Raw genomic sequence first — 23,023 nt, 5'->3', positions numbered from 1 at the left:
TAATTTGAATCAAGATTCGGGTCGGGTAATTCAGTGCAGCAAGACATAGCGCATATCGTCGGGGTCCTGCGGCTGCGGCCCCAGCCAGCAGTTGCCCCCCAGCAGCAAGGGGGAGGCGGCAGACATGCAGGCAGGCGGCACGGCCTCTTTCTCCAGTACCAGGCATACCTCCACTGCCAGGCTGTGGCCCAGGGCAAACTGCAACACGGCGCGCAGGGCGGCGGCGGCATCCGTACCCGGCTGCAGCACGGCGTAACGCTCGGCATTCATGCTGCCCAGGCGTAGCCGCAGCTTGGTCTGGCGGTCCCATACCCGGTTGCCTGCCAGCATGGATACACCCAGCTCGCAAGCCTGGTCGCCCAACCGGCTTTGCTCGGATTCCGGCAGAACCATCCATTGCCCGACAAATTGCTCTACCTGGGCGCTTACCCCGAAGAAGCTTTCAATCAGCGTGGCCAGCGACTGGGCCGACATCGGTTTCTGGCTGAGCAAACCGGCAAAGTAGACAAACAGGTTTTCGTCCAGCTCCATGCTGGTGCCGATTTGCTGGCGCAAGCTGGAGAGGCCGGTGCCGCCCAGGTCCAGCAGGTGGCGGGTGAAGCCATCACGCTCGCCAGCCTCCATGTCCAGCCAGAAGCGGTACTTGTGCCAGGCTTGGTAAAACAGCGCCGTTGCCCGGTGGCTGAAAATGTCGAAAAACGCATGCATGGCGTGGTCGCGATGGCGCAGCTTGCGCTCCAGCAGCAACTCGGTATACGCGGTGGGCAGTGCGCCGGACGGGCCGGTAAGTCCCATGAAACTGACCACCATTTCCGCGGTGGCGGGGGCGTCGTCTGGTGCCTGCTCCGGTGCCGGTTGGTAGCCCGCCAGTTCACTGGGCGGAAACGACAGGGTGGCCAGGGTGCGAAATCGCAGCTCGGCAGGCAAGCGTCGCTTGTCGCCCGCACGCTTGCGGCCCGACAGGGCCAACAGGCGCACCGCCTGGAAGAAACCGAACTGGCTGGCATCGGCCGCCAGTTCCTGCCTCAAATCACGAGGGCTTCGCCGGCTCGGGCTGGCCATGTCAGCACCTCCTCCTTGTCCTGCACGTTTTCCACATGCAGGCGGGTGAAACTATTGGGGGCGCAGTACAGGGCAAAAAAACGCTCCAGTACCGAGGCAAACAGATACACACTGCCCCCCACGTAGTAATCGGCATCCAGTGTCAGCCGGATATCGCTGCCACGGACAAAACCGGTGAAGTCCCGCCCGGCCACACGGGTGACGGCCGGTCCGCTGCTGACTGCGGCAATGCCCTGAATCTGCCGGGTATTGGCGGCGGAATCGGTCAGGTTGTACAGCGTCAGCATTTCCTGCAGCGCTTCCACGCCGGAATCGACGATGGACAGATAGTTGAGCGACAGATGCGAAATCAGCCGCCACTGCACGGCGCGGCCCAGCGGGCTGCGCTGGGTGGCACCCGGCTTGCGCAACAGTCGCACCCGCTTCACTACCGCGTGGCCGGGAATGGTGAAGTCCGAGCGTGCCGTGGCCTGGCTGCCGCCAAAGGGAATCTGTTCGGGCAGGTCGCGGTTGCTGCACAGCAGCTCCAGGCTCAGCACTTCGGTAGCCGGGCGTACCGGCTGGAAGGCCAGATCTACCAGGTGGATTTCCAGGTCGCTGCCCTTGTCGCCCTGATGCGGCGAATCCTGGCGGCTGGCATGCCAGTAAAAGCGTGGTGCCTTGTCTTGCACCGCATGGCGGATAGCGTAGAAGGGCGGTACTTCCTCGCTGCGCTCGCCTTCGGTCGATTTTTCCACTCTTTGCACGCGTCGCACCTGCACCACTTCAAAGGCATGCGGCTTGCGACCATCCGGTGTCACCGCATAGGACGCTTTCTGATGGGTAACGCGAACGGGTTCTGCCGCATGGCGGAACAGGTTTACCACCGGCGTGCAGCCCAGCTTCAGATGCTGCACGCCCAACTGCGTGAGCAGACGGTTATAGCGCTCGCTGTCGGCAAACTTGTCCAGCATCACCCGCAGTACCAGCCGCTCGCCATCCAGCCGCACCACGGCCTTGTCCAGCTGACCAAAGTCAACAAACAGGAATTTGTCCGGATAACAGAAGTACTCGGTCAACAGCCGGTAGCCGACAAAGGAGCGTTCGTCATACTCCAGCATGCCTTCGTCACGGCCAAAGCCCACCGGGGTGATGCAAGACGCTGGCAACTGCCGGGTACGGGCCGGGTCTTCACTGCCATCGCCCACCTGTACCCGCCGCACATTGGCCAGCAGCAGCTCATATAACAGGTGCATCTGTGCCGGTTCGCCATCCAGGAAAAAGCGTAGCGACTCCAGCCCAATGGCATTCACCGGCAAACCGCCGTGGGTTTGCAACTCCAGCGTCAGCACCGCTGCTGCGTCTGGTGCCAGCTGGCGCAAATAGGCCGAACCGCTGGTCAGCTCCAGCCGCGCCTCGCTGAGCGACAGCGGGTACAAATCCACCGGATAAGCGCTGCGGAACTTGCACACCACACCGTTGATGGCCGGAGCCTGCACCATCTGGCCACGCTCCACCCGGTAGCGGCGGGCAATCTCCGGTCGTGCCGGGTCACACTCCAGCTGCACGATGGTGGCAGCGGGAATGGGCTGCAGATAGTGCGGATACAGCACATTCAGAAAGCTTTCCGCCACTTCCGGATAATCGTCATCCAGCTTTTTGTGGATGCGCGCCGCCAGCAGCGCAAACGACTCGATCAGCCGCTCGGTATGCGGATCGGCGCACTGGTCGCCTTCCATCTGCAGCCGGCCGGCTATCTTCGGGTAGCGGCGGGCAAACTCGCCGGACAATTCCCGTAAATGGCCAAGCTCGCGCTCGTAATAGGGGAGGAGGGATTCAAGCATTCAAACTCACATCATAAAGGGGCGGGTAATCACACCCATGCATCGTTGCCCATCGCCAAGGTGGCAGGCATGTCAAAAGGCCGTAGCGGGTAAGTCCTTGCTTGGCGTTGCTGTGCCTTGGTCTGGCTGCTCGGCTGTGGCAGCGGAATCATCATCATCTTTCTCGCTATCCGGGGCCTTGCAGATGAGTTTCTTGTTGTTGTCGTCATCCGTGAAAAAGATGGTGCGATAGCGCCAATAAGAGCCATGGGGTTCTAGCTTGCCCAGTGTGGATTGCATGAACCAGGCGCGGGAGTCGTGGACATGTTCGTCGTATAGCAGCATGAGATCCGCGTTTTGAATCAGCTTCTGGTATTTGGCCTCGCTGTGTTTGATCAGCATTTCACGCTCGGTGCCGGTACAGTCGGCACTGAAGGGGCGGGAGATGGCAGTAAACAAGGATGCCAGCCAACCTAGCGGATTCGGGTCTACGCTGATAATGCCCAGATAGTCATCGCGGAAGTCTTTGGCACCCATACGCAGCTGGGTTCCGTCCAGGGTAGGCTCATAGCCCTTGGATAAATTGGGTTGATAGTCCCGGCCTACATAAGCCTTGTCATTGGCCGACATGCTGTCCTCCGGCACGGGCTCGTAATGGCTACCGCGGCCACTGATATTGGTAACGCGGTGCTCCGGCCATTTCATCTTGGCGGCACTGGCTTTGCCCTTTTTACTTTGGGTTTCCCAGGCGTCCTTCTCTTGCTTGATTGCCCAGTCCGGCGTTTCGCGTTCTGTCGCCGCATATTGGTAGGAGTCGGTAGTTTCCTGGCTTTGCCCGCCACTGCCATGCAAGCCGCCTGCATAGCGCTCGATACGCCAGGCATTGATTTGCGCAGTCTGGTTCTTGATCAGGTCAATTAGGGAGCCGCCTGATCTTGACGCATGCCGCCATGCGTTGAAGCGCTGGATGAGTTTGGGATCAACTGCAAAGAGTTTTGTTGTTGCGTCGTCAAAAAATCGCCACGCTTCTTTCGCCTGAAGCATCTTGATTTTGGACTTCTCACTTACGTTACCCTGCTGGCAACGGTCAGCATCAATTTTCAAAGGTGCCCCAGCATCAAAAGCCAGGCGATACAGATGGTTCAGCGGAATCTGCGACAGCAACATTTCCTGTCCGTCGCGTGCCTTGCCCTGATCGTTTGGCGGGTAGCCACCGCCTACATCACTGTGCATACCCGGATAAACCCATTCGCCTACCACGCAGGAAGGGTAGGCACCCTGGGTGGTGGTGGCCACCGAGTCCAGTGGAAAACACAGGCGCTGTTCGTGTGCGCTCACCAGGTGCGCACAGCGCTTGAGCCACTCGCGCTGCGGCAGCTGCATGGTGCCGTCGGCCCAATCCATATGGCCTTGCGCACCGGGGGCCAGCTCGGTCAGGCCAACCGAGGCCACCGTATCCAGCACACCGAGAAACTCCACTGTCAGTGGGATGCCAAAGAAGGCGCTGTCTTGCATCTGCTCATCCAGACGCCACAAAAAAGCACGGGCCTCGGCAGCGCCACGGGAAAAGCCATAAATGTACAGCTTGATTTTCAGAATGGTCGGCTTGCTATCCAGTTTGGCCAGAACATCGCTCATGCCAGCCTTCATCGCTGCGCGGCGATCTTCCTTGCTGGTGCCGGTTTTTACCATCACGCCATGATTACCCTCCTTGTAGGTAAATTCCATTTGCTGGATTATTTTCATGGCTTGGCTGTCAACAAGCGTTCCAATTTCTAAGCTCAGTTGGAGTGAGTCAATAATCCGCGTTAGCCCCCATAAAATTCTGCGCTCACCACCGCTGGCAAAGCTAAGTCCACTAGATGAAGGGCCATCTTCTCCAATTTTTTTAAATTCCGTACCTACGCCTTGAATATAGTGTGCATAGTAACCGCTTGCTTGCGCCTTCTTGGCACTGATAGTTGCCTGGTAAAGGCGGCGTACATTACTGCTGCACACGGGGTTTGCTGCGTCATCCGAATCACCGTGATTATTGGTGCCATCAAAGAACAGACTGATATTGAGCACGATATCGCAGGGGGCTGGCTTGCCGGCCGCCCGTTCATCCATGCAGCTTTCGGCAATATCCTTTTGCTGTTCGCGGCGCTGTTGCAAGATATGGGCTATTTTGGTTGGAAAGTAACCAGACTCAGGATAGTGTGGGGCAAGGCTTACCGGCATGTCTTTTTCCCTCCAAGGCGGCGGATTAGTTCTGAATCAAAATTTTTACCGCCAGGTAGCTTTGAAAACAACCGGTGTTCTTCTTCGCAATCAATCACCACACGCGCATCGTCGCATGGCAAAAATATAAATGTAACACCGCACGTCTCACCATATTTAGGTAAGGGGATGATCTTTTCCATTTTTTTATAATTTGCTTCATGAATATTCATCCATTTTTTCCATTCTGGAGTAGTTATTCCATTCGGCAGGGCTGGTCGTCTTGTGCCATCTGGATTGATTCCCGGACTGGGGTCTTTGGTCCAGCTAAGCGTTGCCGTCATGCCCGGTTTCCATTTGGCTGGAATGCTCATGCAGCATTCATCACCACCAGCCCCACTCACTCCGCTACCATTCAGGCTTGCACGAAGTATTATGATATTACTGTCGGTGTTAACTACCCTGCCTGGAATGCCAATGGTGGCTTCGTCGGCCATGCTTTGACAGCCGCTAAGCAGCGCAAGGGTGCTGATGATAATGGCCAGTAATTTATTTCTTGACATTGTGTTGTTCCTTGATTGAATTGTTTTGCATGGTCATTTTAAGTAGTACTTGCCAATATTTTTGCTGGTTATTTTGTTTACTGCATCGTCGAATCATCATGTTGTTTGCTGCCTTTAAGAATCAGCCATATTTAATGGTACGTTCCTTCATGCAGCTTTCGGCAATATCTTTTTGCTGTTCGCGGCGTTGCTGCAAGATGTCCGCAATTCTGCTCGGAAAAAAGCCGGATTCCGGATAGTGAGGTGCAAGACTTACTGACATACCGAGCGTCCTCCCATGCGACGAATCAATTCAGGATAGCGGGCCTTTCCACCTGGTAACGTACTAAATAATTTGTATCTTTCATCACAATCTAGAATTACCCGCGCATCGTCACACGGTAAAAATACAAATGTCACTCCACACGTCTCTCCATATTTAGGGAGTGGTATAGTTTTTTCTATAGTTCTGTAATTTTTCCTGTGGTTTGTCATCCATGAATCCCATTCTGGAGTGCTTATACCATTCTTTATTACCGGGGCACTTTTTCCATCAGGATTAATGTCAGGACTGGGGTCCTTGGTCCAGCTAAGCGTTGCGGTCATGCCCGGTTTCCATTTGGCTGGAATGCTCATGCAGCATTCATCACCACCAGACCCGCTCACACCGCTACCATTCAAGCTTGCACGAAGTATTATGATATTACTGTCGGTGTTAACTACTCTGCCTGGAATGCCAATGCTGGCTTCGTCGGCCATGCTTTGGCAGCCGCTAAGCAGGGCAAGGGTGCTGATGATGATGGCCAATAATTTATTTCTTGACATTGTGCTGTTGCTTGGTTGAATTGTTTTGCATGGTCATTTTAAGTAGTGCTTGCCAATATTTTTGCTGGTTATTTTATTTGCTGCATCGTCGAATCGTCATGCTGTTGGCTACTGTTAAAGGGTGGGCTATCAAATGACCCATTCATCCATGCAGCTTTCAGCAATATCTTTTTGCTGTTCGCGGCGTTGTTGCAATATATGGGCTATGTTGGTTGGAAAGTAACCAGCCTCAGGGTAGTGTGGTGCAAGACTTACCGGCATGTTTTTGCTCCCCCCGCACGACGGGCTAGTTCAGGATAAAATTCCTTTCCACCAGGAAGATCCTTGAAGAGACTGTATTTTTCGTCACAATCTATAACAATTCTGATGCCATCACACGGAAGAAAAATAAAAGTTACCCCACATGTTTCTCCATATTTAGGTAGGGGGATGGTTTTTTCTATAGTTCTATAATTCTTCCTGTGGTTTGCCATCCAGGCTTTCCATTCTGGGGTGCTTATACCATTCTTTATTACCGGGGCACTTTTGCCATCAGGGTTAATGTCAGGACTGGGGTCCTTGGTCCAGCTAAGCGTTGCTGTCATGCCCGGCTTCCATTTGGCCGGAATGCTCATGCAGCACTCTTGACCACCTGTTCCACTCACACCGCTGCCATTCAGGCTTGCATTAAGAATAATGATACTACGGTCTGTATTGACTACCCTGCCAGGAACGCCAATAGTGGCTTCGTCGGCCATGCTTTGGCAGCCGCTAAGCAGGGCAAGAGTGCTGATGATGATGGCCAGTAGTTTATTTCTTGACATTGTGTTGTTGCTTGGTTGAATTGTTTTGCATGGTCATTTTAAGTAGTGCTTGCCAATATTTTGCTGGTTATTTTATTTACTGCATCGTCGAGTCATCATGCTATTGGTTACAGTTAAAGGGCGGACTATTTAACAACTCACTCATTCTTGCAGCTTTCGGCAATATCCTTTTGCTGTTCGCAGCATTGTCGCAAGATGTCCGCAATTCGGGTTGGAAAGAAGCCGGATTCCGGATAGTGAGGGTGCAAGACTTACTGGCATATCGCACGTCCTCCCATACGACGAATCAATTCAGGATAGCGGTCCTTTCCGCCAGGCAATGTTCTGAATAATTTGTATCTTTCATCACAATCTAGAATTACCCGAGCATCGTCACATGGTAAAAATACAAATGTTACTCCACACGTCTCACCATACTTTGGTAAGGGGATGATCTTTTCCATTTTTTTATAATTGGCTTCATGAGAATTCATCCACCTTTTCCATTCCGGGGTTGTTATTCCATTCGGCAGAGCTGGTCGTCTTTTTCCATCAGGATTGACTCCCGGACTGGGGTCCTTGGTCCAGCTAAGCGTTGCGGTCATGCCCGGCTTCCATTTGGCCGGGATGCTCATGCAGCATTCATCACCACCAGATCCGCTGACACCGCTGCCATTCAGGCTTGCATTAAGTATTTGGACGCTGCTGTCTGCACTCACTACTCTGCCAGCAATACCAATGGTGGCTTCGTCGGCCATACTTTGGCAGCCGCTAAGCAGGGCAAGGGTGCTGATGATGGCCAATAATTTATTTCTTAACATTTTCTGTTGCTAAGCGCGTTGCTTCGCATAGCAATTCCATATCCTGGTTTGCGTCGTCGAATAGGCAGATAGCTATTTTCTGATAATTTTGTGCTATTTTTCGATACCTATTAGCGCCTTCATGGTTTTTCTGTTTATCCATTTTTTTGTATGGCAAGTGCCCTCGATATGGCTGTGTTATGCCTGGTCAATTAAAAGCACTTGCCATCATTCGTTGCATTGACTGTGTCAGCTAACTTGGATTTATTTTAAGGCGCATTACTATTTTCTGTTTTCTTCGTGTAGCGCAGAGCCGACTTCATGAGTGGGTCTAGTAAAATAAGCCCACCATCTTGAGATTGACCTATCCATAACTCAGATACAAAGGGTTTAGTCAATCCAAGATCATTGATGGCTACACCGACAATGCGCTTGCTGCGTCGCTCTGGTGGAATGTCAAACCAGGACCAAGAATCATGGCTGCCGTTTCTTCGTAAGCCGACCTTTGTCCAGTCAGAAGCCGATCCGCTCCACTGCAAAATGGCATCGCCGCTACTGTTGCTGACTGCATGACCCAATATTTTTCCATTTGATTGGAATTGCACTTCGATATCATTGGCACCTCCAGCTTTTGGCACGCCAACGACAATAATCAGCTCCTCATTGGTGGCAGGCTTAATGATTTTTTCTTCATCATTAGTCATTAAGCGGTAGGTCGGCTGAGTTTTAGGCAGTTCGGTTGTGAACTTAACTAGTCCATTTTCGATATGCCATTTTCCTTCCAGATAGTCAAATTGCGAGTACCATGCTGCTCTGTGATTTTTTTCTAACCATAATTCAGATTTTGTACTGGATGATGTGTATTTTCCGATTATAAATTTTTCTTTGATTGGCTTTTCCTGTTTTCGATAAGATAAGCTTTGAATACTTTTTGCGAAAGGGTTTTCTTTTATTTCCGGCTTTGGCATGGAAAGTATCAATTCATCGTTTTCCCCATTATTTAAGGAAAGTAAGATGTTATTGAATGCCGGAGCAATTTTGTTGGAATTTTTTAGCATCATAGGCATGATGCCGCTCTCCTGTGCAGCATCTGTGACGGAAAACCAGTTCCATTTGTCTTCACCGTCAATACGCTTTAGGGCGACTCTTTTCCATGGCCCCCAGGAAGGAGGTTTTTTTGCTGTTAGCAAACCTCTATTTCTCTGATCTGTTTCACCATTTATTATTTGGCCTTTTTCATCTTCAAAAATTGCGGCATCTCCAGTTATGCCTTGTATTTCGGTGCCAATGATGTAGGTGCCGATCACGTCGTTGGGGTGGCGGAATCTTATTTGATCTGATATGTATGGCTGGTACTTCGGGTGGCCTTTTTCTTTGTTGGCTATTAGGTTTATTTTTTCATCTTTTATATTCCAGGTGCCGCTAACGTTATAGTGCCCGTTGTAATATAAATTCCAGTGAAACTTTCCTGACTTTTCTAGTTTTAGATGGGATGGTAGCCAGTTTTCGTCTGTCATTACATAACTGCCGGCTAGTGGGGAAGTATTATTGCCAGCCAATGCTATTGGTGCTGTTGATATGTTGCTAATCAAGAATGCCCAGCTAAGAAGTGCAGTGGTGCTTTTCAGTTTGATTTTCATTTTTGATTTGTCTTCGGTAAGGGTGTCGTTACAACATCTTAAATATGCTTAGTTAATACGCAAAAATTGCTCAATGAATGGCATTCGTGCATCTTCCGACCACAATTTTGCTTTGTCCGCAGCCTGGTGCGCGTGTGCCAGCTGCGTCATCAGCTCTTCTTCGGACTGCAGTTGGAATTCCTCCGGACTGAGCAGGTGGTTTTGCCGCCATTGCTCGGCAACATGCCAATTGGCCAGGGCATCCACCTGGCTGTCTTGTAATGGCAGGGTTTCGTCCAGCCAGATGGCGGGCGGCGGACTTTGCCATTTTCCGGTGTCCTGCATGCGGGCGTTGCCATCACGGTCCAGCCAGTGCCATTCACGGGCAGGGCGTAATAGCAGGCTGCGATTGTCGTCATCCAGCGTATCCACCACAGCGGCAAACAGCCGGGGGTCGTGATAGCGCAATACGCCTTTTTTCAATCCCCGTTCCCAGGATGCCTGCAGGCACAGACGGCAGTTATTGACCAGGTCGGCAAAGTCCCAGCTGCTTAGCAGGGCCATTACCCTGGGCTGACCGTGCCATCGCTGCAGTAATTTCAGCAGTTGCGGGTCGGCAACATGGAGCGGAACGCGTACCAGTACCGGGCCGGCTTCTGCCGCTTCTTCATGCGGGGTGTCCTGTAGCAGTGCTACCGGCTTGTTGAGTGTGCTAATCCGGCTCTGCCATGCAGGACTCAATTCCGCCTGATCCACAATCAGGTCCAGCCATTCCAGTGCCAATGCGGCTGCATGGTTCTGTAGCAGCGTGAGCCAGGCTTGTGGCGTGGCTTGGTTTAACAGGATGCGATGACTCATTTGGCGGCCACCAGTGGATTGGCCTGATTGAATGCTTTGGCCATACAGGGTTTGCATACGGTATTAGGGAAGCTTGGCAGTGGTGGATTCATCTGGTCTGGCCCGCTCAGCGCATGGTTGGCCCCCTTCACACTTACCGTGCCCGGGCAGTGGATTTCGATATTGCCGCCTTTTAACCGGATATAAGCACCGCCACTGGTCAGCAGGATTTCCTGCTTGGCGTTGACCACAATCCTTTCTTTGCAGGAGGTGATGGTCACATCCTTATCCGCCGTCAGTTCCATCGCATCGCTCTGCGCCTGTAGCTGCACCTTGCCCTTCGCCGCAATCAGCTTCAGCGCGATCTGGTCTTTCACCCCGGCGACAAACAGGCTGATGTGCTGGCCGACGTTGTGCAGCCAGCGGCGGCCGGTGGTGTGGTTGGCGTCGCGCTGGGCGATGAGGTTGAGGTTGGTGCCGGCGCTGAGGGTCTGGCTTTGTTCGGTGAGGCTGGCGATGCCGGCCGGGGCGGACAGGATGAGCAGCGGCTGTTGGCCAGCCTGGCTGCTGTTGCCGCTGCTGGCGGTTTTGCCTTCCTTGTCGGTATTGCTGCCGGCTTCCCAGGCTTTGAGCGCGGCGGCGTGGTGTTGCAGGTGGCCGCTATCCTTGTTGCCGTCTTTGCCGTTGTCGGGGTTGATGGCGTCCGGCCCGGTTTCCATGCTGTCGGCCAGTTGTGCTGCGGCGGTGTCGCCCAGGCTTTGGCTGAGGCTGAGCGCGGCGTCGAGCTGGCTTTGCGCGTGTTCGCGTGCCAGTTGTTTGCCGGATGCGCCGTTTTGCGCTTCGGTGCTGAGCAGCAGGCCGTGGGCGGCGCGGATGGCACCGTGCTGGTCGGTGCGTAGTTCGAAGCCTTCGCCGCGTGCTTGGGCTTTGCCATTGCTGCGCGGGTGGGTGAGGTAGCCCTGGTTGAGCTGGGTCTTGCCGGGTTCACTACTGAGCTTGGCCCGTACTTCGCCGGGAGTGTCGTCGAACAGCAGTTCGTTGTACTGCCCGCCCTGGTGTTCCTTGGATTTGATACCGGACAGCGTCTTGTTGGCGGGCAGCGCACCGGCACCGCTAAAGGCCGGGGTGGCGTGGCTGCCGTTGTACAGCACGCCGACGATGACCGGGCGGTCGATATCGCCTTCGATAAAGTCGACCAGCACTTCCTGGCCGATGCGCGGGATGAACTGGTGGCCCCAGCCGGCCCCGGCGCTGGGCATGGCCACGCGCAGCCAGCAGGAGGATTTGTCATCCAGATTGGCACCGATACCGGGGTGTTCGTCTGGCCGCTGCCAGTGGAATTGCACCTTGATGCGGCCCAGTGCGTCGGTGTGCACTTCCTCGCCTTCCGGGCCCACCACGGTAGCGGTCTGTACACCGTTGGAGGTGGGCTTGGCCTGGGTGCTGTTGGCGTAAGCCGGGGTGAGCGGAATGCCACGGCGCTGGGCGGTGATGGTGGTCTGGAAGGGGCTGCTGTCCTGACCGTCAGTTGACGTGCTGTCGGTCCCGCTGGCCAACAGGCTGCGCAGTCCGCTGGCCAGATCGCCCGGCAGATTGTTGTTGGCGCGGAAGGTTTGCCCGGTGACCACGAATTCACGCTGCTCGCTGCTGTCGCCCTCGTGCAGCGGATGCTCGTCCAGGCGGAACCACTGCCCGGCCTGCAGGCTGCGTACCGAACCGCTGCCGCTAAACTGCTTGGCCTGCACATCGTGCGCCTGCTGGCGCAACTGGGCGTACTGGCTCAGCTGCTCGGCATCGCTGGCGTAGTACAGCGACTGCGGATCGTAATCCTGCAAGGTGGATTGCAAGGCATCACCACTGCGGCCTTGCTGGATGCGGGTCTGGTCGCCGGTATGCTGGGTAGCCACCGGCTGGTAATCGAAACTGGCCAGCGCCACCGCACCGGACACCACCTGACGGGCGGCGCTCCAATCGGTGAAGCCATCTTCCTCTTCTGTCGCATCACTGCGATGGAAACGCACCCGCTCGCTGGCCGCTGGCGGCAGGCTGTAAGCATCGTCAAACACCACCAGCTTGACCTGCGGATGCTCGCCATCGACATGCTCGAAACGCCAGGCATACCCCTCTTCGTGCAGCAGGCGCACGATGAAGTCGAAATCGCTCTCACGATACTGCAGACAGTAACTGCGCGGGCTGGCCGTGGCGGTGTGGAACTCCAGCGTCTGCACCTGGGCGAACACCGGGTTATTGGCCTGATGCTCGGCCAGAATCTGCTTGACGATGTCGGGGACGGACAAGTCCTGAAACACCCGCGAAGTGCGGCGCAGGCGCAGCAGGGCAAACGGCGGTTCAATGGTGAGGCCATACTTGGCAAAGCCGCCATCCGACCCCAACAGCTCGGCGCGCGACACCACACCACAACGCACCACCTGGCTGCCATCGGCATCCAGCACCCCCAGGCGGGCGGCGACGCCGAGCAGCGACTTGAGTTCGATATTGCCGTCGGGCGATAAACAGCTGAGCTGATAGCGATAGGCTTCTGACACGCCCTCGCTGCCGTCCAGGGTGTGGGGCAGCAACTGCTCGGCGGCGATCTGTCCGCCATCCAGCTGCAGGGTGAGCAGGCGTTGGTGCTGGGAGAAGGCGGCGGCGAAGCTGCTTAAAAGGCTGGTAAGGTCCATCCCGGTTTTATCTCTTATTCATTGCAAGGTTTGCGCCAGGGCAGGGCTGCTGCATGGCTTATTGCACCTTGTATACATTGGATGACAGTTGCAGCGTGGCATCGAAGGTGACCGGCGGGCGGTGCGGGTGAATGCGCAGTACCGCATCCACGCGAAAACGCAGATGGCGCTCCATTTCACGCGGGGCATCCAGATTCACCCGTACCCGCGATAGTCGCGGCTCGTGGGTTTCGATGGCACGACGCAGTTGCTCGCGCAGCAGCTCGCGGTCGTCAGGGTTCAACAGGCTGATGCCGCTGAGGTCGGGAATGCCGTAATTGAGCATGCTGCTGCGGGCCAGCGGGTAGTCGTCTTCGCGTACTTCGGCCGGCATCAGCCGCGTGTTGAGCAGCGCTTCCAGATCGCGCGCCAGCGATTGCTTGAACTGCGGCAACTCGTATAACGGCGCATGGTCCTGGCCACTGTTGTCCGGATGATCGTCCAGCAGGCGGTCCAGTACCGATGGCTGCAGCAGTGTGTGTCGGCTGAAGGTGCTCATCTCAGCCGCCAAATACCTTGCTTAATTGCTGTGACAGCAACCAGCGGTAGGTCAGGAAAATGCCGCTGCCTACTACGGCCAGCAGGGCAACGTACAGCCATAAGGGCAGTTCGTGCCGGACAAAGGCCTGAAAGCGCTGCGGCAGCTGCCAGTTGGGGGCGAACTCCGCCTTGCCGCCACGCACCTGCTGGATTTCCTGGCCCAGCTTGTGGGTGAGGTAGCCCAGCTTTTCTTCGCCTTCCAGCAGGTATTTGCCCTGAAAGCCCAGTAGCAGGCAGGTGTAGAACACTTCCAGCGCTTCGATATTGCGGGTGGGTTCCAGTCGCAGCTGTTCCAGCCGGTTGAAAAAGCCTTCTCCGGCCAGATGCTCGCCGAACAAACGCAGCTGCAGCGGCATGCGTTCCCATTCGTCACGCAAGGAGAAGGACGAGGACAGGATGATTTCGTCCATCAAGGCGCAAAAGGCGTACTTGGCATGATTGACGTCATTCATGTCCTTGCTGAAGTTGCGGGCGTTTTTTTCGTACTGGGAAAGAAAACCATCCACACGACGGTTGAATTCGACAGCACTGCCGGGGGCATTGCCATCCTTCAGCAGAAACAGCAGGTAAATGCCGTCCTCCAGCATTTCCCGCAGCGAGGGGGCCGCGGGTGCCGACAGGGTGATGGGGCGTTCGGTGGTCGGGGTAGCAATAGCTTGGCTCATGGCGTACTCAGCGGAAGACGGCGATCAGCTCTAGCTTCAGATCTGACAGGGTTTGCGGAAGGTAAATGCAGATGCTGCGCGACTGCAGCATGCGGCTGAAGATGTCGCCATGCGGCTCGAAGGCAAAGTAGTGGTTGCCAACCCGTACCGGCACCGCGGATGGCGTTTGCGCCGCATGGTGGATGGCGACGCCGCGCAGGGCGGAGTTGAGGATTTTCTCCACGTCGTCTGGTGCACCAATCTTCATCTTGAGCGGTACGTTGTCGATTATCTGGGAGGCCGGCAGCTCGCTTTGCACCGACAGGTAGAAATCCACGTTTTCCAGCAGGCGGTCGCTTTCCAGGCGGCCGATATGGAATGACGGCTTGGGTGAATGCAGTGGAATGACCGTGTAGCGGGCGGAGATCACGGTATCGAGCAGTTCGCGGATTTGCCGGTCCAGCACGGGCAGTACCTGTTGCAGCTGGTCGTGGCGATAGGCTGGAATGTCGGCCAGGCTGTACAACGTAGAGAAGGTTTGCAGTTCGCCACAGAACTCAGCCAGCGCCATGTATAGCTCTTCCGGGTGCAGCGGCTGGCACAGGGACAGGTGGCGCAGCCGGGCAAAGTTGCGGTTGACGCTGTGTAGCAGCCAGAAAGAGCTGATGTCGGTGGAGCCATACTCGACTACGCTTTTTGCCCGCTCGCGGTGGCTGCCTGCCAGTGACTGGCTTTTTACCAGCAGGATATCCAGCAGGCGGCGCAGCAACTGCTGGATATCATCCGATGCACTTACCGTGGTGAGCGGCGGGATAAACCCTGCCGCCACTACCCATTGGCCGGTGGCGTTCTTTTCCAGGTCGCACAGGGCGATGGCATCGTAACCATCGCGGTTTTCTTCTTCCAGCATCAGACGAACATCCAGCTCCAGCGTGCTGATATCGGCGTCTACTGCCTGTGTGTACAGGTCGCCCAGCTCGCTTTGCTGGCTGGTGAAGCGGGTAGGGCGCGCACTGGCATCGCCGCTGCGGGTATTGCCACCATAGGGCTGCATATTGGCCAGGCAGGCATAAAGACGCGTTTTGATACCTAGTTGCGGCAGTGCTGTCAGCTCGCGTGACAGGGGCAGCGCCGCATTGGTGGGGGCCTGGTACAGGGTGCCGTCACGAAACAGCAGGGCCAGTTCATCCAGATGCACCATGCCGCCCTTGAGTGCCTGTTCGTCCAGTTTCAGCTGGATAAGTCCCCATTGGTGGCGGCGTGCGTGCTGCAGCAGTGCCGTAGTTTTTTGTTCCAGGAAAAGTGACTGTTGCTGGAAATGCTGCGGTCGAAGAAACATGCCTTCACCCCACAGAACCCGTTTTGCTTGTTGCATCTGATTTCAAACTTTCATGCGCATAGCATTATGGCTGTCGTAGCGTAATGCTCTGGTTCATCGTGTCGATTTTCCGCTTCATGGCGCTGTTGCCAGTGCTTGCGGATTGCCTTGTCAAATCTGGTTTTGGTGAGTTTTAGTGCTTTATGCGTATATTTACTTAGTATAACTATCATTTGTCATATTTATTGGGTGCAAGATGTCAATAAAATTAAATTAATGAATCATTGAATGACTCATAACAATTGTTGTTAAATTGAGACAGTCTTGTGCAGGGGTTTTAACTTTTTAACGCTGCTGAGCATGACAAATGCTTGGTATTTGCGCCGGCTGCCCCGGGATGGCGGTATTCTTGGTCCGCACTGGTTGCAGATAGCAGTCGGCCGCCTTGAAATTAAGGCCGTCACTTTTCACCGCTTCTGCCGCATACAGTAAACGCCAGTAGGCCGGGTCTGCTTGCCTGAAAAAGCCCACCACGCCAACGTATCGCGTTTCTTCGCCTATGGTTTCCTGCTCGGCCAGCTTTCCCCCTGGAATAAGGGTGAGCTCCTTGCTGGAGATCAGCGAATTGCCTAGCAAATCCGCTTCTGGCTTCCCGCTCAGCAGGCTATCCATGGTCATGCGGTTGAAAGCATCGGCATTGCGCAACTGATAAATATGCACCACCACGGACAAGGGTTTGCCTTGTGCGTCACGGTTCATGCCCTTGCTGCCCTCGCCGGTGACATTTACCAGCTTGGGGCCGCCGCAAGCAGCCAATGCCAGTACTGGCAAGGCTTTCAGCAGCATGTGCAGGCAGTGTGCTCTAGGTCTCTTCAGCATGGGTAAATTCTGAATTCAGATGGTTTGGAATGGAAGCTTCATATTTTACTAGTAATTACAACTAGTCAAAAGTCATGAAAAAGTACATTACAATATACCGTATGGCTATTGTTACATAAGATAAATACACTTTAAACTAAGTGTAAAATATCTGAATTACTGGAATGAATCATGCAGTGGACTATCGCACTGCCTTTCGTCATAGCCGCTCTTGTGGTGTTGGTGGCGTGGGTGGGGTGGCGTTTTTTCCTGGGAGGCCAGGTTGCTGGCAGTTGGGCAGTCGACACCTCCGCCGATGCGGTGCTGGAGCAGGGGGTGTCTGTGCCCCTTGCTCGGCCTCCTGGAGAAGCCGAGGTCGTGACGACGGCTGAGCCTGCAGCGGCAGCTCGGCTACACAGCTATCGCTGGGTGACCTTACCCTTGCTGTCACTGTTGCTGGTGGGGCTTGGAGTGGTAGCCGTGTTCAAGATGGGTGGGCATTACTACCAGCGCCCTGATTACGTGGCCCAGGATTATCAGCAGGCCGGTCGTATCAAGCAGACCTTGCTGGAAGAAAAGCTGGTGCCGCCGCCGCCCTTGCCACCCACCGCCTTTGCTGATGTGCAAAACCAGATGCCTTCTCTGGATATCGTGCATGCCAACCGTGACTGGGCTCACATGAATCCGGCCTTTGTGCAGACCGTATTGCGGGTGATGGTGGCAATGCGGGCGCGTGGATTCGGCATGGTGCTGCTGGAGGGTTATCGCAGCCCGGAGCGACAGAATGCACTGGCCGCGCAGGGTAATCATGTTACCCAGGCCAAGGGTGGGCAAAGCAAGCACCAATACGGTCTGGCTGTCGATCTGGCACCGATGCGTGCCGGCAAGGTGGTGATTTCAGAGCGTGACCCGTGGGCGATGCAGGCTTACCAGGCACTGGGCGAAGAGGCGCAAACCGCCGGGCTTACCTGGGGTGGTAACTGGAGTTTCAAGGATTATGGGCATATCGAGCAGACCGGTTCGCTAAAGGTATTGCTGGGTAAAAGGTAACGTTTCAATTTTCAAGAAGTGGTGGTTATGCAAGCTTGGCTTCGGCATGGGAAGGTCGCCTCGGCGATTGGTTTCCTGATTTTGATCCTGCTTATCTGGTTTGTCGGACCCTGGATGGGGCTGCCTTCACCGGAAGCGCGTCTCGGGTGGATTGTGGGGGTAATGCTGCTGTGGGTGCTGACTTTGCTGGTAGGTCAGCTGCTTACCCGCCGCGCCGGCAGCCTGCTGGAGAAGATGCTGCGCAAACAGGCGGATGATGCTGTGATCGGTGCCGATGCTGGCAAGCGCGCCGAAGTAACACTGCTGCGGCAAAAAATGCTGGCGGCAGTGGATACCCTGAAAAAATCCAAGCTGGGGGTGTCTAGCGGCAGCGCGGCGCTGTACGAATTACCCTGGTATATGATTATTGGCCATCCGGCGGCTGGTAAAAGCTCGGCCATCCTGCAGTCCGGCCTTACCTTTCCATTTAGCGACAAGAGTGGCATCCAGGGGGTGGGCGGTACGCGCAATTGTGACTGGTTCTTCTCCACGGAAGGGGTGCTGCTGGATACCGCTGGCCGCTACGCTACCCAGACCGAAGACCGTGTCGAGTGGCTGGAATTTCTCAAGCTGCTGAAAAAGCATCGCACCAAAGCCCCGGTCAACGGCATCCTGGTGGCCATCAGCCTGCCCGAGCTGGCCCAGCACAATACTGAAGGCTTCACCACTTATGCGCGCCAGGTGCGCGAGCGCATTCATGAAATGTGCAATACCTTTGGCGCCCAGGTGCCGGTGTATCTGGTGTTTACCAAGCTGGACTTGCTGGGCGGCTTTGCCCAGTTCTTTCAGGATGCCGGCGATGAAGAGCGCTCCCGTGTCTGGGGCGTAACGCTGAGTGCCGAACAGGGCAAGGGTTTTGACGTTGCCACGGCCACTGCCCAGCAATTTGAACTGCTATACCGTGGCCTGGTGCAGATGGGTGAGGACAAGCTGGTGCAGCACCGTGGCAGCCAGGTCAGCCCGGCGCACTTTGCTTTTCCCATCGAATTTCATGGTCTGAAAGAAGCGGTAGTCAAATTCATGCGCCTGCTGCATGAGGAAGACCCGTATCACGGCCGGCCGCTGTTGCGCGGTTTCTATTTCACCAGTGCCTTGCAAGAGGGTGTGCCGCGCATTGTGGCGGCCAACCGTGTGCAAGGCCAGTTCGACCTGAGTGCGGTCGGGCGTGATGGCAAGCAGGCCCCATCTTCATACAGTTTTTTCCTGCGCGACTTTTTCCGGGAGGTACTGTTTCCCGATCAGCATCTGATTTCCCGTCAGACAGCACCGCGTGGCGGCCGCGCCAGATTGTTGGCCATGGTCTTTGGCGTATTGCTGTTGGCCGGCGTGGCCGGGGTATGGTCGTGGACATACATTGGCAATCAGCGCCTGCTGGCACAAGTTGCCAGTGATCGTGGTGAAGCACGGAAAATGATGGCGTCCGGCCAGTTGTACAACAAGCTCCGCGGCTTGTTGGTACTGCAAAAGCGGCTGGAAGAGTTCCAGGACTACCGTAAAAACGGCGAGCCTTGGCAACTGGGCTGGGGGCTGTACCAGGGCAATGATCTGGAAGTAGGGCTGCGCAAGGAATACTTTGCTGGCCTGCGGCAGGTGATGCTGGTGCCGGTGCAGCACAATCTGGAAGACACCATCAAGCAGTACAAGGCGCAGCCCGAAACCCAGCCGGTGGCTGTTCCCAAAACCGAAGCAGTGGTCGCCAAGCCGGAAGCCAAACCTGAGCCGGTACACGCTGCCCCGGCGGCCAAGCCCCATCCGCGGCCGACCAAGCCGCACAGGAGCCTGCCCAATATCGTTATTGGCGCACTCGGTGCTTACGACTACTGGGCGCAAAAGGCCACCGCCGCCATGCTGGATGCCAGTGCGCCGACCGGTCAGCTTGTTGGCAACGCCGCTGCTGCTAACCAGCCGGTCAAGCTGGAAGTGGGATACAACGCGCTGAAAACCTATCTGATGCTGCACGAGCAAAAGCGCATGGACGAGCCGCAACTGATCGACCAGATTCCGCGCTACTGGCGGCCTTATCTGGAAAGCCAGCGTGGCCAGTATTCGGTAGAAGAAATCATGTCGGTCGCCGAAAAACTGGTGGCTTTCTATGTCAGTCAGATCAAGGCGGGCGACCTGCCTTTGATCGACAACGATACGCGCCTGGTCAGCGAAGTACGCGACACCCTGCGCAGCTCCTACAAGCATTTGTCGGCTGAAGAGCGCGTGTACAACGAAATCCGCGCCCGCGCCAATACCCGTTACGCACCGTTGACGGTGGCCCGCATCCTGGATAATCGCGATCTCGACATCATGGCCAGCAGCCAGATGGTGGAGGGGGTGTTCACCCGCGAAGCCTGGAACGGCTATGTCAAAGCAGCCATCGATGAAGCCAGCAAGGGCGAGATTCGTGGCGATGACTGGGTACTTGCTTCGTCCATGCAGGACAATCTGGGCAAGGACGGCAATGTCGAGAAAAACCGTGCCGCGCTGATGGCGCTGTACCGCACCCAGTACATTGCCGCCTGGAAGAAATTCCTGCCCGGTGTGACGGTGCGTGATTTCAGTAACCCGGCGCAGTCGGCGTCGGCGCTGACCCGCTTGTCTGACAAGCAGAGTTCGCCGGTGAAGCTGATTCTGGTGCGTGCAACCATGGAAACCTCCTGGGATAACCCGTCCGAACTGAACCGCTCGCTGGAGAACGCCAAGCAGTCGGTACTGGAGAAAACAACCGAGTTTCTCAAGGGCGGTAGTGATGGCCAAGGCAAGAAAACCGGTGACAAGCAATTTGGCGAAGTGGGTCAGGCTTTTGCCGGAGTGGCCCAGCTGGTCAAGGGCGACAACCCGCCTATCAACGGCTATCTCGACCAACTGGCCAAGCTGAAAGCCAAGGTGGCATCGATTGCTTCCACTGACGAGCCGGGTCCGCAGGCCCGCGCTACATTGCAGGCCACGCTGAACGGTTCCGGCTCCGAACTGGCCGATACCATTTCCTATGTAGACAACTCGTTGCTCAACCAGGTGTCGACCGATACCGCGGCCATGGTGCGCCCCATGCTGGTGCGTCCGCTGTCGCAGTCCTATACCGCGATGCTGGGGCCGGTGCAGCAGGACATTAACCAGGCCTGGGCCAATGAGGTGCTGCCGCAATGGAAGCAGCTGGCCAGCAAGTATCCGTTTACCGATTCGGGTAGCGCAGCCTCGGTGGCCGAGATCAACCGCTTTGTCAAAGCCAATGATGGCGTGCTGGACAAATTCATCAACAAATACCTGAACGGCCTGGTGCAGCGCAAGGGAGACACGCTGGTGGCACGCGCCTGGGGCGAGCAGGGCATTCGCTTCAATCCGGAGTTCCTGTCCGCCGCCGGCAAACTGGGAGCATTGGCCTCCACCCAGTTGCAGGATGGCGAAAACAGCCGTTTCGAGCTGCAACCGCAGCCCACGCCAGGGCTGTCGGAAATATCCATTGTGGTGGATGGCCAGGAGCTGCGTTACCGCAACGGCCCACAAACCTGGCAGCCGTTTAACTGGCCGGGCAGTGACAATGCCGGCGGCGCGCGCATCCAGGTTGTTTCGTATAACGGCGCAGCCAGTGTGGTTGCCAGCCAGTCCGGTCGCATGGGTCTGATGCGTCTGCTGGCCGCAGCCAAGGTTGTGCAAGACAGCAGCGATCTGGTGCAGCTGTCCTGGCCTGCCGGAAAAGCCACGGACGGGCAGATGGTGCGTTTCAATTTCCGTATGGTTGGTGGAGTCAATCCCTTGCAACTGATCAAGCTTTACAAACTAAACCTGCCTGAGCGCGTGACTTTGTAACAAGGACGACCAGTACATGGCCTTCAATTTCAAGCGCACACCAGTAACCGCAGGGGAATTCTGCGTATTTGGCAAACTGCCGCGACGTGGTGACTTCATCCGCATCAATGCCACGCATACGGCAGCGGCCCAGCTGGATCATGTGATTGCCGACAGCCTGGTGCTGCTGGACGACGACAGCGCACGCCAGCGTTACCAGCAAATGCCGGCTTCTTCCTTCCTTACCCGCACGCCCGATGGCGCATGGCTGGCCCTGGGGGTAATCCAGCCCAGCCGGGACGAAAGTGGCAGGCTGTATCCGCTGGTGGCTGCGTCGCTGCTGCCTTCTGATATGCCGCGTCCGCCGGTGGGCGTGATGATGCTGTCCAACGAGCTGTTCTACAACGGTTTGCAGGAGCAGCTGAGCAATGCCATCGACAACGCAGTGGAGATGGTGGCCTGCCGCCAGTATCTGGAGGAGCAATCCTTGTTTGGTGCAGGCTCCGCTGCAGATACCGAACTGGCCGAGCAACTGCTCAGCCGTCACCTGGCCATGACGCCCTGCAGCCTGTTGTCTGCGCAGTTGGCGCAGTCGGGCAATGCCGATCTGGCCTCCCTGCTGCTGTCCTTTGTGTTTCACAGCCAGTTGCTGCGCAAGTTTCAGGGCAGCCTGTCTTCGCAGACTTATCTGTTGCCGCTGCCGGATGGCGAGGGTGAAGACATGCTGGCGGTCGTCACCTGGCTGGCCCTGTTTACTGCGGCCACCTCCAGCCTGCCGGACACCCCGGTGCAATGCCTGATCATCCGCCAGCCTGAGCGCAACTGTCTGGCGTTGATTCCGGGGGCGCTTACCGCCCCCATGCTGGCGCAGTGCTGGGGCAAGCAGCTGGATACCCGGTACATCATCGATGTCACGGACCCACACGCACCCTGGTGCAGCCACCAGTCTTACGCCGAGGCGGTTTACATCCTTAGTCGCCGCCTGAGCGATCCACAGTTTTCACTGGCCCAGCTATGCGATGTGATGGCCAGTCTGTCTCGCAGTCTTGTTTAACGGTTTGATGAGCATTTTCGGTTATATGGGGATTCATCATGGGTAATGAAAGTACACAGAAAAAGCTGTCGCGCGTACGTCCTCCGCGTGTGCAGATCACTTACGACGTTGAAATCGGCGATGCCATCGAAACCAAGGAGCTGCCCTTTGTCATGGGTGTCCTGGGCGATTATTCCGGTCACCGTAGCGAGCCGCCGCCCAAGCTCAAGGAAGCCGGTCGCAAGTTTGTGCAGATTGATCGCGATAACTTCGACGAAGTTCTCAAGGGCATGGCACCGCGCCTGGCGATGAAGGTGGATAACAAGCTGGTCGATGATGACAGCCAGCTGGGCGTCGAGCTCAACTTTGAGTGTCTGGCCGATTTTGAACCGCAAAACGTGGCCAAGCAGGTGGCACCGCTGAACAAGCTGGTAGCGGCGCGTCAGCGCCTGTCGGAGCTGCGTAACAAGATGGCAGGCAACGACAAGCTGGAAGCCCTGCTGGACGATATCGTGCAGGACACCGAAAAGCTGCAGCAGATCAGTAAATCCGGCAGCAATGACAAGGCAGGGGAGTGAG

General features: G+C 56.0%; 20 protein-coding genes. 4 read left to right on the top strand and 16 right to left on the bottom strand.

The genetic code is table 11. The annotated features are described in order from the left end of the window. Positions 1-30: 30 nt before the first annotated feature. From tssG to tssJ, 16 genes are all read right to left on the bottom strand, one after another. The gene (gene tssG / locus GSR16_RS10265; protein WP_159877065.1) at positions 31-1,062 is read right to left on the bottom strand and encodes a type VI secretion system baseplate subunit TssG; all 1,032 of its coding nucleotides are present in this window, start codon (positions 1,060-1,062) and stop codon (positions 31-33) included. Continuing rightward, positions 1,026-2,885, bottom strand: a complete 1,860-nt coding sequence (gene tssF / locus GSR16_RS10260) for a type VI secretion system baseplate subunit TssF (protein ID WP_159877063.1) — start codon at positions 2,883-2,885, stop codon at positions 1,026-1,028. The genes tssG and tssF overlap by 37 nt, the downstream gene beginning before the upstream one ends. A 72-nt stretch (positions 2,886-2,957) precedes the next feature. Continuing rightward, entirely contained in the window at positions 2,958-5,084 is a 2,127-nt protein-coding gene (locus GSR16_RS10255; protein ID WP_159877061.1) for a T6SS phospholipase effector Tle1-like catalytic domain-containing protein, read from the bottom strand. Then, a complete protein-coding gene (locus tag GSR16_RS10250) occupies positions 5,075-5,626 on the bottom strand; it encodes a DUF3304 domain-containing protein (RefSeq protein WP_159877059.1) in 552 nt (183 codons plus the stop codon). Before GSR16_RS10250 ends, GSR16_RS10255 begins: the two co-directional genes overlap by 10 nt. A gap of 121 nt (positions 5,627-5,747) precedes the next feature. Next, positions 5,748-5,888 carry a hypothetical protein gene (locus GSR16_RS10245; RefSeq protein ID WP_159877057.1) on the bottom strand — a complete coding sequence of 47 codons (141 nt, stop codon included), beginning with the start codon at positions 5,886-5,888 and terminating at the stop codon, positions 5,748-5,750. Then, positions 5,879-6,430: a DUF3304 domain-containing protein gene (locus GSR16_RS10240; RefSeq protein ID WP_159877055.1), complete on the bottom strand. Its 552-nt coding sequence runs from the start codon at positions 6,428-6,430 to the stop codon at positions 5,879-5,881. Before GSR16_RS10240 ends, GSR16_RS10245 begins: the two co-directional genes overlap by 10 nt. A 129-nt stretch (positions 6,431-6,559) precedes the next feature. Further along, complete coding sequence (locus GSR16_RS21330; RefSeq protein ID WP_276608550.1) at positions 6,560-6,691, bottom strand: hypothetical protein; 132 nt, start codon at positions 6,689-6,691, stop codon at positions 6,560-6,562. Next, positions 6,682-7,233, bottom strand: a complete 552-nt coding sequence (locus GSR16_RS10235) for a DUF3304 domain-containing protein (protein ID WP_159877053.1) — start codon at positions 7,231-7,233, stop codon at positions 6,682-6,684. Before GSR16_RS10235 ends, GSR16_RS21330 begins: the two co-directional genes overlap by 10 nt. Positions 7,234-7,484: 251 nt before the next feature. Beyond that, positions 7,485-8,033 (bottom strand): DUF3304 domain-containing protein, encoded by a 549-nt coding sequence (locus GSR16_RS10230; RefSeq protein ID WP_159877051.1) that lies wholly within the window; start codon positions 8,031-8,033, stop codon positions 7,485-7,487. Between the two features lie 248 nt (positions 8,034-8,281). Further along, complete coding sequence (locus GSR16_RS10225) at positions 8,282-9,652, bottom strand: hypothetical protein (RefSeq protein ID WP_159877049.1); 1,371 nt, start codon at positions 9,650-9,652, stop codon at positions 8,282-8,284. Positions 9,653-9,700: 48 nt separating this feature from the next. Beyond that, a complete protein-coding gene (locus GSR16_RS10220) occupies positions 9,701-10,489 on the bottom strand; it encodes a toxin Tle1 chaperone Tla1 (protein WP_159877047.1) in 789 nt (262 codons plus the stop codon). Then, positions 10,486-13,149, bottom strand: coding sequence for a type VI secretion system Vgr family protein (locus GSR16_RS10215; RefSeq protein WP_159877045.1), 2,664 nt, complete (start codon positions 13,147-13,149; stop codon positions 10,486-10,488). Before GSR16_RS10215 ends, GSR16_RS10220 begins: the two co-directional genes overlap by 4 nt. A gap of 58 nt (positions 13,150-13,207) precedes the next feature. After that, entirely contained in the window at positions 13,208-13,687 is a 480-nt protein-coding gene (tssE, locus tag GSR16_RS10210) for a type VI secretion system baseplate subunit TssE (protein WP_159877043.1), read from the bottom strand. A 1-nt stretch (position 13,688) separates the two neighbouring features. Continuing rightward, entirely contained in the window at positions 13,689-14,393 is a 705-nt protein-coding gene (icmH, locus tag GSR16_RS10205; protein ID WP_159877041.1) for a type IVB secretion system protein IcmH/DotU, read from the bottom strand. Positions 14,394-14,400: 7 nt separating this feature from the next. After that, the gene (gene tssK / locus GSR16_RS10200; RefSeq protein ID WP_159877039.1) at positions 14,401-15,747 is read right to left on the bottom strand and encodes a type VI secretion system baseplate subunit TssK; all 1,347 of its coding nucleotides are present in this window, start codon (positions 15,745-15,747) and stop codon (positions 14,401-14,403) included. A 288-nt stretch (positions 15,748-16,035) separates the two neighbouring features. After that, positions 16,036-16,569, bottom strand: a complete 534-nt coding sequence (gene tssJ / locus GSR16_RS10195) for a type VI secretion system lipoprotein TssJ (protein WP_159877037.1) — start codon at positions 16,567-16,569, stop codon at positions 16,036-16,038. A 171-nt stretch (positions 16,570-16,740) separates the two neighbouring features. On the opposite strand from tssJ, the gene GSR16_RS10190 reads away from it, so the two are divergent. From GSR16_RS10190 to tssB, 4 genes are read left to right on the top strand one after another with little or no spacing between them, the layout of a single operon-like run. Next, a complete protein-coding gene (locus GSR16_RS10190; protein ID WP_240902456.1) occupies positions 16,741-17,598 on the top strand; it encodes a M15 family metallopeptidase in 858 nt (285 codons plus the stop codon). 27 nt (positions 17,599-17,625) lie between these two features. Continuing rightward, positions 17,626-21,432, top strand: a complete 3,807-nt coding sequence (gene tssM, locus GSR16_RS10185; RefSeq protein ID WP_240902643.1) for a type VI secretion system membrane subunit TssM — start codon at positions 17,626-17,628, stop codon at positions 21,430-21,432. Between the two features lie 16 nt (positions 21,433-21,448). Next, positions 21,449-22,465, top strand: coding sequence for a type VI secretion system-associated protein TagF (gene tagF / locus GSR16_RS10180; protein WP_159877033.1), 1,017 nt, complete (start codon positions 21,449-21,451; stop codon positions 22,463-22,465). Between the two features lie 38 nt (positions 22,466-22,503). Beyond that, positions 22,504-23,022: a type VI secretion system contractile sheath small subunit gene (gene tssB / locus GSR16_RS10175; RefSeq protein WP_159877031.1), complete on the top strand. Its 519-nt coding sequence runs from the start codon at positions 22,504-22,506 to the stop codon at positions 23,020-23,022. Position 23,023 lies beyond the last annotated feature (1 nt).

Source organism: Aquitalea denitrificans, assembly GCF_009856625.1.
In the GTDB taxonomy this organism is placed as follows: Bacteria; Pseudomonadota; Gammaproteobacteria; order Burkholderiales; family Chromobacteriaceae; genus Aquitalea; species Aquitalea denitrificans.
The sequence above is the reverse complement of the archived record's forward strand: the minus strand, read 5'-3'. Positions and strand labels throughout refer to the sequence as shown.